Origin of the sequence: Rhodococcus sp. HM1, from assembly GCF_023218075.1 — a bacterium.
Classification (GTDB): Bacteria; Actinomycetota; Actinomycetes; order Mycobacteriales; family Mycobacteriaceae; genus Rhodococcus.
This window is the reverse complement of sequence record NZ_JALPTB010000110.1, coordinates 1-12,535: the sequence shown is the minus strand read 5'-3', so window position 1 is coordinate 12,535 and position 12,535 is coordinate 1. Positions and strand designations below refer to the sequence as shown.

Sequence of the window (12,535 nt, the reverse complement as noted above, 5' to 3'; positions counted from 1 at the left end):
CCCCACCCCCGACTCCACCTCGACCACCGCATCATCTCCCCATCCTCCACACCGCCCTGCTGCAAGTGTGGAACCTCTGAACGGTGCACATTCCTCGACACGCCGGGTGTTCGATGCCTTCAGACATCCTCGACGAGACCCACAACACCTGTGCGCCAGTAACTCCGACGCGAAAGGTCACACCGACGTACTCCGCGCCCCCTGAGCGCATTCGGCGACACACGAGGCCCCACTGTCGTCTTCACCCGCACGTCGCCGGGGGTCGACTACGACCGACCCTGACCGGCCTGAGAGTCAAGGCCCCGTCGCTCGGCGACCACCCGCGCGAGCTGCAGGCTCACTCACGCAGGGCGTCCGCTGCCTATCCGGCGGCTCCTCGATGTGGCCCCGGGCATCGGCCGGATGGCACTCGACGACCACGTCGCTGATGTACCTGTCACCCCGACAGCACTTCCGTGGGACGGATGGTACACGGTACAATTGTGGCACATATGGAGGTGTGCCATGCCCGCCGATCGTGACCGTGCCCGCGAGACGATCCATGCCCTGTCCGACGACGACCTCGTCGGTCTCCTCGCCGACGAATTCTCCCGCCGGCCGCATATGCGCCCGGTCCGAGACGACGTGACGGCACTCCTGGCGATGAGCCCGGCGCTGGCACTCGCCCAAGAACGTGCGGTCACCAATCCCGCCGCGGCCGCCGTTGCCCGCACCCGCATCGTCACCTCGGTACTGGGCACCCTCATCGACGAGCACGAGATGCTCGACTCCACCGCCGTCAGTCGCGTCCTGGGCAAGGCGACGACCAGCCGCAACACCGCAAGCCGACTGGCCGCCACAGGCACGGTGATCGCCCTGCCCGCCGGTGGACACAAGCTCTACCCCGCCTTCCAGTTCGACGCCGAACGACGCCGGGTCCGCCCGATCGTCGCCGAGATCAACACTGCCCTGGGCGCGAAATCCGACCCATGGGGCACGGCATCGTGGTGGCTGAGTCCCACCGCATTCGCCGACGACCCCCGCTCCCCGGCCGAACTCGCCGTCGCAGGCGGGTACGAGCAGGAACTGCGGGACATGGCCGACGATCTGCTCGAAGGCTGACGGGGCGTGGACTACCCGGATCCACCGCGTGTGCTGCCACCTGCCCTGATCACCACCATCGCTGCCGGGACCTCGGTATGGCGGATCCACGGCGCCACCCGCTGCGCCGCCGATCTGAACCCGACGCCCCGGCCACGGGTACGGGCGGGCGGCCGGTTCGACAGCCTCGACGGCACGTACTCGTACCTGTATCTCGGCGACAGCCCGGCCGCCGCGGTCGCCGAAACCCTGTGCCGCAACCTGCCGGTCGACCAGTCTCCCCGGCTGATCCCCCGCGTCCAGATCGCCGGACGCGTCCTCAGCGAGCTACACACCACCCGAACGGTGCGCGTGGTGGACCTGACCGGCACCGGCGCCACGCGGATCAACGCCGGAGTCTGGTTGACCAAGTGCGATCCCTCCGGGTACCTGCACACCCGGCGCTGGGCGGCGGCGATCCTCGCTGCGAATCCAGGCATCGACGGCGTGCAGTACCGGCCCCGGCACGACGAGAACACCCTGGCCTGGATGCTCGCCGGCTCCCCCGGCACGCCCAGCCATCCCGCCGTCGCCGCGGTCGGCGGCGTGATCGCGCTCGACTCCGCGGACGGGCACTACCTGCTCGGGGCGCTGCTCACCGCCCACAATGCCGCTCTCGCCCCGTGAAGCTCCACCGAATCGACATTGCGGCGCACATCTATCCCGGCCGGCGGACCGGTGCACGCCCATAGTCGAGCGACGGGTGCCCCGGACCTCCGATCAAGAGAAGCGTGCCACGGCCACCCAACCGACCGATTCGGAAACGCCGTCCGCCACCTCAAACCCATTATGCTACAAGCGAGTTCGAGAAGCGGCTCTGTCGCACTTTCGACGAGCCCCCGTCAACGCCGCCCAGTTCGCCTACGACCCCTCCGCGCAGTCTCGGCGTCACCGTCCTCACCTGTCACCGCACTGCGAACAGCGCCGTCGCTCCCCGCATCGAGACCTACCGACCACGAGCGACCACACCCTGGCGCCCTCATGCCGAACGGACCGGCGGATGCTCCTCGATTGCCGAGCAAGAAGGGTCATCAGGATGGCTGAGCCAGGGTCCGTCCGGAGGCGGCTCATTCCGTCAGGGCGTGAAGGCACCTGATCGGGACCCACTGGGCAGGTCAGAGGTGTGCACGCGCATTCCCTGTCGAAACGTGAGCCAACTCGAGATGCTGCTGGTTCTACCCGCCCTCATGACACCTGGACGACGGCCTTTCCTCGGATCTTGCCTTGCTCGAGGTGCTCCAGCGCCTTCGGGAGGTCGGCGAACGAATATCTGGCACCTATCTGCGGAACGACAGTTCCCTCGGCGATCATGCGCTCGAGGGATTCCGCCTGCACCCGCATGAGGTCGCTGTCCAGTCCGAGGAATGCTCCGAATGCCGCACCGATCACACTCGCGTTGCGAAGCAGCAACCGGTTCACCTTGATCGATGGGATCTTCCCTGCCGCGAATCCGACGACCACGATCCGTCCCTCGGGAGCGAGAGCGCGCACGGCCTCGTCGAAAAGCCAATCGCCGACCGGATCGAGGACAAGGTCCACTCCTCGTCCGTCGGTCATGTCGCGAAGGGTCGCGGCGAATCCGGGTTCGAGCACGATCGTTTCCGCTGCGCCGGCCGCGGACGCGATGTCGGCGCGGCTCTCGTCCGAGACCCCGGCGATCACCCGCGCACCCAAACCGGCCGCCACCTGGATACCAGCGGTGCCGATCCCCCCACCTGCGCCCATCACCAGAACAGTTTCACCAGGTCGGACCCGACCTCGTCGTGCGAGCGCAAAGTGCACCGTGTGGTAGTTGACCACCATGGCGGCAGCAAAATCGAAGTCGACGGCGTCGGGTATGCGGACCACCGAATCAAGCGGAACGGCAACCTGTTCGGAGAAGCCGCCCTGCCACACGAAGGCAGCGGCGCGATCTCCGGGGCTCCAACCCGAATCGGTCGGTGCGCTGACGACCGTGCCCGCGATTTCGCAACCCGGAACGACGGGAAGTTCCGGTTTGTGCTGATACTGCCCCTTGGTCATGAGCAGATCCGGAAAATTCACCCCCACCGAGTGCACCCTCAGCAGCAGTTCGTCGTCTGCGGCGGCAGGTGGGTCCACCTCGGTGAGGGCGAGCCCCGTGGGGCCGCTGTAATCGTTCAGCACGAAGGCGTGCACCGTAACTCCTTCCGTGTAAATGAGAATGCCTGTCAAGCAGGGGGATATGTCAGATACACGATCTGCCCGAGCATCGCCGGCCGGTCCTGCCCCCGGATGTCCACGCGCACCGCCACCGTGTACTGGACGCCGCCATCCTCCCGGAGTCGGGACGTGACGAGCTCGGCGGCCAGGCGGATCTGCGCCCCAACGGGAACGGGGTGCGTGAACCGCACACGATCGATCCCGTAGTTGGTGCCCCGCGCCTGGTCGGTGATCGTCAGCAGGGTGTCGAGAAGTCGCGGGACGAGCGCGAGCGTCAGATACCCGTGGGCGATCGTGTGGCCGAACGGCCCGTCCGCTGCCCGTTCGGGGTCGACGTGGATCCACTGGTGGTCGTCGGTGGCGTCGGCGAAGAGATCGATCCGATCCTGATCCACGGTCAACCACTCGGTAACACCGAGATCGACGTTCTCCATCGCGGCGATCTCCGCGACGGTGACTGTCGTCGCAGCGCGAGGCGTTGTCGATGATGCGGTCATGTTCGAGCCTCCCGTCTCACTTGTACTTGCGGAGTTCGTTTTTCGCGATCGTGCGCAGGTGCACCTCGTCCGGACCATCGAAGATCCGCATGGAGCGGTGCCAGCCGTACATCGCCGCGAGCGGCACATCGTCGCTGACACCGGCACCGCCGTGGACCTGGATCGCCCGGTCGATGACCTCGAGCGCCACACGCGGCACCGACACCTTCGCAGCCGACACGTACGGGGCTGCGGCCTTGTTGCCGTGCTCGTCGATGGTCTTGGCCGCAAGACGGCACAACAGCCGGGCCTGATCGATCGCGATACGCGACTCGGCGATCTGATGCTGGACGACACCCTGCTCGGCCAGCGGACTACCGAAGGCGACACGCTCCTGGGCGCGTGTGGTCATCAGCGACAGGGCACGTTCGGCGGCACCCAAGGCGCGCATGCAGTGGTGGATGCGGCCCGGACCGAGACGCGCCTGCGCCATCGCGAAACCGCCGCCCTCCTCACCGAGGAGATGATCGGCGGGAACCCGCACATTGTCGTAGACCACTTCGCAGTGCCCGTGCTGGTCGTAGTGCCCGAATACCGGCACGTCGCGCACGATCGTGACCCCGGGAGTGTCGATCGGCACCAGAATCATCGACTGCTGGCGATGCGCCGGGGCGTTGGGGTCGGTCTTGCCCATCACGATGAGCAATCGGCAGCGAGGATCCGCCGCGCCGCTGGTCCACCACTTGCGCCCGTTGATGATGTAGCTGTCGCCGTCGCGTTCGATACGGGTTTCGATGTTTGTCGCGTCGGAGCTGGCCACAGCGATCTCGGTCATCGAGAAGGCGGATCGGATCTCACCGTTGAGCAGAGGGTCGAGCCACTGCTTCTTCTGATCATCGGTGCCGAACAGGTGCAGCAACTCCATGTTCCCCGTATCGGGGGCCTGACCGTTCGTTGCCTCCGGCGCGAGATGCAAACTCCAGCCGGTGATCTCGGCGAGAGTTGCGTAGTCGAGCTGACCGATGCCGGACTCGGCAGGCAGGAACAGATTCCACAGACCGCGCGTGCGGGCCTCCTCCTTGAGTGCTTCGACGACGGGTGGCACCGTGTGGTCCTCGGGCCCGGCGTTGCGCCGGTACGCCTCGTATTCGTGCTCGGCCGGGAATACGTGGCTGTGCATGAACTCGATCAGGCGGTCCCGCAGTTCGAGTGCCTTTCCGGAAGGACGTAGATCCAGGGACGCGACGTCGGGTTGGGCATCGAGCGCAACGGTGCGCAGTGTCGTCATGGAGTCCTCAATCGTGTGTATCGGTGGTGTGGTCAACGGTTGGTTCGGAGACCCGATAGCCCGGGCGCCGATGAGTGCGAAGCACGGTGAAGTGCCCGATCCAGTAGGGGACCGACCATGCTCCCGACGTCGGATACGTCTTCACCGTCCGTGTGCCCCTGCAGATATCGTGCGTGGATCCCCTCGAGGATGACGGCGATCTTGAAGTCGGCGAAGACGAGGTACCAGTCGAGGTCCGCCACGTCGATCCCGCGTGCCTCTCCGTACCGCTGCACGATCTCCTCGCGGCGAGGGAAGCCGGCAAGGGCCGTGGCGCCCGCCGTGATGGGGTTGTGGAACTCGCCTTCCTGATCCCAGAACGAACACAGAATTCCGACATCGGCCAGGGTGTCGCCGAGCGTGGACATCTCCCAGTCCAGCAGTCCGAGAATCCGGGTGGGATCCTGATGATCGACCATCAGATTGTCGATTTTGAAGTCGCCGTGCACGATCCCCGGGTGGTTGCTCCCGGGAAGCGACGCTGCGAGGCGAGTGCACAGCTCGTCGACTTCGGACCGAGGGACAGTCGCCGAGTGTTCCCACTGCTGCTTCCACCGCCGCAGTTGTCGCTCGAGATATCCCTGCGGCCTACCCCAATCAGCAAGACCGACCTCGGCCGGGTCGATCTCGTGCAGAGCGACCAGGATATCGACCATCGAGTCGGCGATCGAGGCTCGCTGTTCCGGAGTCAAACGCCCGGTGTCCTGCGCCGTGCGCAAGGTTGTGCCGTCGAGCTTTTCCATCACATAGAACGGTGCGCCGAGCAGGGCCGAATCCTCGCACAGACCGACGGTGCGGGGGACGGGTACCGCGCTGTTCCGCAAGGCCGTCATCGCGCGGTATTCGCGACCCATGTCGTGGGCTGTGGGCAGGACATGTCCCATCGGCGGGCGCCGCAGGATCCAACTGTGCTGACCGTCGGTGAGCGAATAGGTCGGGTTGGAGCGGCCACCTGCAATCTGTTGTGCAGTCAGATGCTCTCCGACCGAGCATGTTTCGTGCTCGGCCAGCCACCGGCGCATGGTTGCGAGGTCAAATGGGAAGGCTGTCTCCGGTGCGGGCGGCTCGGTGTCCACGGAGTCCGTCGACGGCGCGCTCATGGTCGGATCCTTTCCGACGAAGGGTTCGAAGCCGGCCCCGACGTATCCGTGGGTACATCGGGGAAACGGAAAGAGGACACGGCACCGACGGTTCCGAGCGCGAGAGCCGCGTAGCGATCGGCGATCTCGTCCGGTGACAACGCTCCACCGGGGCGGTACCAGGACGCGATGGAATACCCCATGTTGATGATCGCGCGAGCGGCTTCGCGAGGGAACTGCGTGGTGAACGAACCCTCGCTGATGCCGCGATCGATGACGTCACGGAACAGGCTCTCCTGTTGATCTCGCAACGCGACGACGATGCGGTGACCCGACTCGTCGAGACTGCGGATCTCGGAGGCGCCGATGAGAGCCTCGGCCCGCCGAGTCGTGTGGAAAATGACCCATGTTCGTACCAGGGCGACGAGTTGGTCATCGGGTGTGCTGCCGCTTCGCACCACCGCCGATCGCGTCAAGGAGATGACATCGGTGAGGACCTTCTCCATGATCTCTTGCAGGATCACCTGTTTCGATGGGAAGTAGTGGTAGATCGATGCCGGGGTGATCCCCGCGTCGCGCGCAATGTCACGGACGGACGTGCCGTGATATCCGAGCCGTTGGAAGTTCTCGACGGCTGCGTCGAGGATGAGAGCCCGCCCCGTGGTGGGGTCATCAGCATCCCTGGCCATGGTTCTCCTCCCATCGGAGAAGGTTTCCGCCGGCGGTCTCGGGGAACCCACCTGCGAGACCGGGTGACGCCGAACGCGGATACAGGTTCACCCACGCTGTATCGGTGGTGTCCACGTGAGTTGCCACTTGTCTCACCTCGCCCTTCTGTGCGTTGGTCTCTTCTGGGGTGGCGGGTATGCCCCTCGCCACCGTGGCTCCTGAGGTGTATTTCACAGATACGAGACCCATCTGTCAACCGAACGCTCGTTTGGACAGAGCTTGTGATTGATCGATTTATGGCTATGACCAGTGGTTTTGTTAGTTCGCCGACTCCACGGGTTGACAATCGACCGTTAGGCTCACCACTATCCAATGACGCAGATCACACTTCTCACGGGAGTCTCCATCTATGACGACACAGCGTGAGGGAGTGCGAAACTCCCTCGAATCCCCGGATTCCACTCAGAAGTCCCGTCGGGCCGCGTTGGCGGGCGGAGTCGGCACGCTCATCGAGTACTACGACTTCAGCCTGTACGGATACATGGCCGTCGTTATCGCACCGCTCTACTTTCCGAGCGACAACCCGGTCGTCTCCTTGCTCTCGGCTCTCGCGGTCTTCGGCACCGCCTACCTGATCCGACCGCTCGGCGGTGTCGTGTTCGGACACTTAGGTGATCGACTCGGCCGAAAGAAGGCGTTGCTGGCAACTCTCGTCTGCATGGGCCTGGGAAGCACCCTGATGGGTCTGCTTCCGACCCCCGCTCAGATCGGAGTCTGGGCCACCGTGCTGCTCGTCTTGGTCCGACTGCTGCAGGGATTCTCGGCCGGCGGCGAGGTCGGCGGATCTGCGACGTTCATCTCCGAATCCGCCCCCTCCCGACTCAAGGCGTTCTACGGCTCGTTCACCCCGATGGGGTCGACCGGAGGATTCGCCTTGGCTGCGGTGATCGCGGGTATCGTCTCCGCGCTCACCACGGATGCTCAGATGGAATCGTGGGGCTGGCGCGTTCCGTTCCTGCTCGCACTTCCCCTGACGGTGTTCTGCCTCTGGATCCGCACACGCGTCGACGAAACCCACGACGTCGACGGGACGGTAGCGAAGAAATCCCACGCGCCTGTCCGGGAAGTCTTCGTACGGCAGCCCCGTGCCCTCCTTCAGGCGACCGGCATCAGCGCTGCGGTCAACGGAACCGCGTACATCGGCCTCACGTACATGGCGATCCACCTGACCAAGCAGCTCGGATATGACTCCACCCTCGTCTACTGGGTCGCGGCACTCGCGATCGGAACAGCGGCGCTGAGCATGCCGCTCGGCGGACTGCTCGGCGACCGCATCGGACTGAACAAGTTGATGATGGCGGGTTTCGCGGGCTTCATCATCCTGACGTACCCCCTCATGGGAGTGATGGCGACGAGCCTTTTCGTTGCGGCGCTTGCATTCATCGTTCTGATGATGAACTCCGTGGCCACCCAGGTGGGCGCCTACACGATGCTGCCGCAGCTCTTCGACAAGAAATCCCGGTACACCGGCGTCGCCATGGGCTGGAACCTCGGCGTGATCATCGCGGGCGGTACAGCCCCCTTCTTTGCAGTGTGGCTCGTCGAGAACACCGGCAACATCCTCTCGCCGGCATACTTCGTCATCGCACTCTCGATCGTCGGCTTGATCTCGGTGGCGAGCGTACGGGCGGAACACACATCCGAGACGCACGTCTAACCGATGTACGGAGGTGAGGCGCCCCAACTCCGCCTCTCACGATGCAGTCGGCGCGTCACCGCCCCGACGCCGCAGCCAATCCCATCGTCATCCGCGAAGAAGGCAGATCATGAGTCTCTACGACGAAAAAGTGTGGCTGTCGCAGTACACCCCCGCGCAATCCGAACCGCGCACGATCGAGTTCGACAACGCGCTGGAGATGTTCGCCGCCACGGTGAAGCGCAACCCCGACGGCGACATCATTCGATACTTCGACGGTCGTATCACCGCACAGGAACTCGATGCACTGAGTGACGCGTTCGCTGCAGGGATCATCGATGCGGGCTTCCGTCCGGGCGAACGAGTCGTCATCTACGCGCAGAACATTCCTCAGTTCGTCATCGCGCAACTCGGAGCATGGAAGGCCGGCGGTATCACAGTCTCGGCCAACCCGATGTACCGCGAGCGCGAACTCGAGGAGATCCTGCGTGACTCCGGTGCCACCGTCCTGGTGACTCTGCAATCGTTGTACAAGGATGTCGCCGCACACGTCGTCGGATCCACCGACGTGCGCACCGTGATCACGACTTCGGAACTCGAATTCCAGAGTGCGAACAGCGGAACCCTCACCGCCGTCGAACGCATCGAGTGTCCCGGCACCACGGACATGACCGAGCTGCTCGCCGCCTTCCGCGGTCGGACCGTCCCTCCAGTCGAGATAAGCCCTGACACAGTGGCATTCCTGACGTACACCTCCGGCACCACCGGACCCCCGAAAGGGGCGATGACAACCCATCGCAACGTCACCTTCAACGCCCAGACCTACCGAGATTGGATCGGCATCGGCGCCGACGACGTGATCCTCGGAGTCGCCCCGCTGTTCCATGTCACCGGACTCGTCGGTCACATCGCACTGTCATTGCTGACCGGCGCCCCACTGGTGCTGATGTGCCGGATGGACCCGGTAGATACCGTCGACACGATCGAGAGGCAACGCGCGACCTTCACCGTTGGATCCATCACGGTGTTCACCGCGCTGATGAATGCGCAGAACGCATGTAAGGAAGCACTGGCAAGCCTGACCAAGATCTGCTCGGGTGGAGCACCGATCCCACCCAGCATCCTTGCCGACTTCGAGGAGAAGTTCGGGCACTACATCCACAACATCTACGGTCTCACCGAGACGACATCCCCGTCCCACTGCGTGCCCTTCGGGAAGCGAGCACCCGTCGACGAGCTGACCGGCGCGACCGCCGTCGGAGTACCGGTCTACGACACAGTCGCACGAATCGTCGACGACAACGGCGACGACCTTCCTCCCGGTGAAGTCGGGGAGCTGGTGACAGCGGGGCCACAGGTCATGGCCGGATACTGGAACAAGCCCGAGGCCACCGCGAATGCGATTTCCGCCGGTGTGCTGCACACCGGCGATGTGGGCTACATGGACAGCGCCGGCTGGTTCTACATCATCGATCGTAAGAAAGACCAGATCAACGCGAGTGGCTTCAAAGTGTGGCCTCGCGAGGTCGAGGACGTGCTCTACGAGCACGAAGCCGTTCGTGAAGCGGCCGTGGTAGGCGTGTCCGACTCCTACCGTGGAGAGACGGTGAAGGCGTTCGTCAGCCTCCAACCCGGGTCAACGGTCACGCCCGAGGAGCTGATCGCTTTCACAAAGAAGCGGCTGGCAACCTACAAGTGCCCACGCATCATCGAGATCATGTCCGACCTCCCCAAGACGGCAACCGGGAAACTGCTACGCCGCGAACTGCGAACAGTTCCGCAGTCCTGATACCTACCCATCAATGTGCCGCTACGGCACCGGCGGCGACTCCTTGCCGATCGGGCGCATCATCCCGCCGCACCTGTGGTCCACCGCCGAATCAAGGGGCGGGTCTTCAAAGCGTCACCGGCGCCGCGCAGACCCGCCCTTGGCAAAGGGGGTCATTCCAGCTACTCAAGTGCGCGTTCTTTAGTGCTGCAACGACAGTGAGTGATGTCGCCGTATGTAGTGGCTGGCGCGGGCTCCGGCTTGGCCGACTCGGCACCAGAGCGACCAGCGCCAAATCTCGCAAAGGGCGTGGTAATCGGGCAGGTCGCACGGTTGAAACTTGCCGTATCTCGATGATCGTCAGAGGGATCAATGCTGTAGCGCCCCGACTGCGGTGGAGACTCTTGATGCCTCTCGGTTGTTCCGGCGGGATGGGGTGAATGGCAGTGGGACTGTTCGACTTCGGCGGGTGGGATCATCCCTATCGCGCCATGCAACCACCGGGGGGGTTGAATCGGTCGATGCACTCGGCCACCGCGATCTCAAGGCCGTCAATCGACTTCCAAGAGCCTGTGCTGCGGACCAGTTCGGCTCTGGACAGTGAGTTGAACACCTCAGCGAAAGCAGCGTGGGATTCTCTACGGCCACCCACCGACACGATCGCGCCAGCATCGGCAAGCAGTGGGTGTAGCGGTACAACAGGCAGACCCGCGAGGGCGCATCTTCGCTGTCGAAGACAACTTCATGAGTGAAGCTGCGAACCGCCTGCTCAACAACAGTTAGCCTCAGGTCCGTATTGCGAGTGCTGCGATTCTCAACTTCTCTCCTGCACCAAGCATGTGCGCAGATTCGCCGACGCGCTGCCCAAGCGAGCTTGTCGTTCGGTGAGCGACAAGCAGAGTCGGAACTCGCCCCGCGGCGTCCAGTTGCACTTCCCTGCGAACCCGGCCGAGTCGCCACATCCCGTGCGATCCCGATATCACGTATAGCATTGCTGCAGAAGCGTTTTCACATCCTAAGGACAATCCGGGAGCGGGTTCGACGTCGACATCTCATCCCGTCCCGCACCGACAGCTGCACACGATCGAGCGCGGCCCGGTACAGGCCACCCTCAACCGACAAAGATCAGGACACCGACGACTCCTCCCGTGAGCAGCGATGCGCCGCCACAGATCAACCACGCCCGGGTTGCGAGCTTCCGCCACCGATCGCACCGACCAGCCGCGACCGATCCCCTCCGATCCCGATCGGACGCCCGGGACTCGGACGTGCGGCGGGCCTTCGCGTCCGCTCGGGCCGCCACGCCGAACGAAACGGGAACCACCAGCAACAGCCACCACAACAGACCAACCATCGCGCCGATACCTACTCCGGGCATTGCCTTCCTTCCACACCACACGACACCCACCAAAAAGACCGTTCACCGGTCCCCGGCCACCCGCGCCTCCGACACCGACACGACCACGCCCCACCGACACCCACCAGGGACCACGCCTCGCGCCTGGTCCATGCGCCCGGCACCAGAACCCCACCTCGCCACAACCACCGCTGGACCGACACACGCCGTGGGGAGTCTCCCGGGGCCAGCACAGTTCTCGGTCAGGAACGACGCGTGCGCCGTTCTCCGCCGGTGGCTCGATCGAGTTCCGGCATGCGCCCAGGATCAGCAGAAGCCGGAAGTCACCGGGAGTCGCGTGGTTCGAAGACCGGGAATCTCTCCCCCGGTTGTGTCCACCGGAAATGCACCCTCACCGGCCGATCGGACGGCACCGGAACCTCACCGTCGATCCACGAATAGACCCACGGGCCCTCGTCGAGTTCGACGATGGCGATGACCGACGGGCACGGCGCACCGCACACCGGGTCGGGTGAGCGATCGGCGGTCCGGCACGACACGATTACTCCCGCACCGGCCGAGTCGACAGGCTCGAGCTCGCCGTTGCCGCACGAGTGGCAGGAGACGGTCAGGGGCGGGAGCAGCACGGCGCAGTCCCGGCACTTCCAGATGACGAGTCTCCCCAGTCGCGTGGTCATGCGCCCGCGGCCGGAGACAGCGGCGGTCGCGGTGCGACCTCGACACCGAACCCGCCCAGTGTCAACGGCCATCGTGATGTCCCCGCTCTTGGCCAGGTGAAAGTCCCCGCCTCGTGGGTGTTTCGGGGGTTGGGGTCAGGGGCGTTCACCTCGTTCGTGTCGGGCTTGGCGCATCCGGTAGGACTC

The 12,535-nt window shown here is 64.6% G+C and carries 11 protein-coding genes; 4 read left to right on the top strand and 7 right to left on the bottom strand.

From position 1 onward, the window contains the following. Positions 1-504: 504 nt before the first annotated feature. The gene (locus tag M1M07_RS30540; protein WP_248676563.1) at positions 505-1,101 is read left to right on the top strand and encodes a hypothetical protein; all 597 of its coding nucleotides are present in this window, start codon (positions 505-507) and stop codon (positions 1,099-1,101) included. Positions 1,102-1,107: 6 nt separating this feature from the next. Further along, the gene (locus tag M1M07_RS30535; RefSeq protein WP_248676562.1) at positions 1,108-1,746 is read left to right on the top strand and encodes an RES family NAD+ phosphorylase; all 639 of its coding nucleotides are present in this window, start codon (positions 1,108-1,110) and stop codon (positions 1,744-1,746) included. A 558-nt stretch (positions 1,747-2,304) separates the two neighbouring features. Here the strand turns inward: M1M07_RS30535 and M1M07_RS30530 are convergent. The 5 genes from M1M07_RS30530 to M1M07_RS30510 are packed head-to-tail and all read right to left on the bottom strand — an operon-like array spanning position 2,305 to position 6,871. Then, positions 2,305-3,276: an NADPH:quinone oxidoreductase family protein gene (locus M1M07_RS30530; protein WP_248676561.1), complete on the bottom strand. Its 972-nt coding sequence runs from the start codon at positions 3,274-3,276 to the stop codon at positions 2,305-2,307. Between the two features lie 32 nt (positions 3,277-3,308). Continuing rightward, the gene (locus M1M07_RS30525) at positions 3,309-3,797 is read right to left on the bottom strand and encodes a MaoC family dehydratase (protein WP_248676560.1); all 489 of its coding nucleotides are present in this window, start codon (positions 3,795-3,797) and stop codon (positions 3,309-3,311) included. A gap of 16 nt (positions 3,798-3,813) precedes the next feature. After that, entirely contained in the window at positions 3,814-5,064 is a 1,251-nt protein-coding gene (locus M1M07_RS30520; RefSeq protein ID WP_248676559.1) for an acyl-CoA dehydrogenase family protein, read from the bottom strand. A gap of 32 nt (positions 5,065-5,096) precedes the next feature. Continuing rightward, entirely contained in the window at positions 5,097-6,203 is a 1,107-nt protein-coding gene (locus M1M07_RS30515) for a phosphotransferase family protein (protein WP_248676558.1), read from the bottom strand. Continuing rightward, positions 6,200-6,871, bottom strand: a complete 672-nt coding sequence (locus M1M07_RS30510) for a TetR/AcrR family transcriptional regulator (RefSeq protein ID WP_248676557.1) — start codon at positions 6,869-6,871, stop codon at positions 6,200-6,202. The genes M1M07_RS30515 and M1M07_RS30510 overlap by 4 nt, the downstream gene beginning before the upstream one ends. Positions 6,872-7,260: 389 nt before the next feature. Between M1M07_RS30510 and M1M07_RS30505 the strand changes: the two genes are divergently transcribed. Both M1M07_RS30505 and M1M07_RS30500 read left to right on the top strand, forming a co-directional pair. Further along, positions 7,261-8,568, top strand: a complete 1,308-nt coding sequence (locus M1M07_RS30505) for an MFS transporter (RefSeq protein WP_248676556.1) — start codon at positions 7,261-7,263, stop codon at positions 8,566-8,568. Positions 8,569-8,677: 109 nt separating this feature from the next. Then, entirely contained in the window at positions 8,678-10,336 is a 1,659-nt protein-coding gene (locus M1M07_RS30500; RefSeq protein WP_248676555.1) for a long-chain fatty acid--CoA ligase, read from the top strand. 1,090 nt (positions 10,337-11,426) lie between these two features. Here M1M07_RS30500 and M1M07_RS30495 read toward each other — a convergent pair. Together M1M07_RS30495 and M1M07_RS30490 are read right to left on the bottom strand one after the other, a co-directional pair. Then, positions 11,427-11,693, bottom strand: a complete 267-nt coding sequence (locus M1M07_RS30495) for a hypothetical protein (protein WP_248676554.1) — start codon at positions 11,691-11,693, stop codon at positions 11,427-11,429. Between the two features lie 302 nt (positions 11,694-11,995). Next, positions 11,996-12,349 (bottom strand): Zn-ribbon domain-containing OB-fold protein, encoded by a 354-nt coding sequence (locus tag M1M07_RS30490; protein ID WP_248676553.1) that lies wholly within the window; start codon positions 12,347-12,349, stop codon positions 11,996-11,998. Positions 12,350-12,535: the final 186 nt, after the last annotated feature.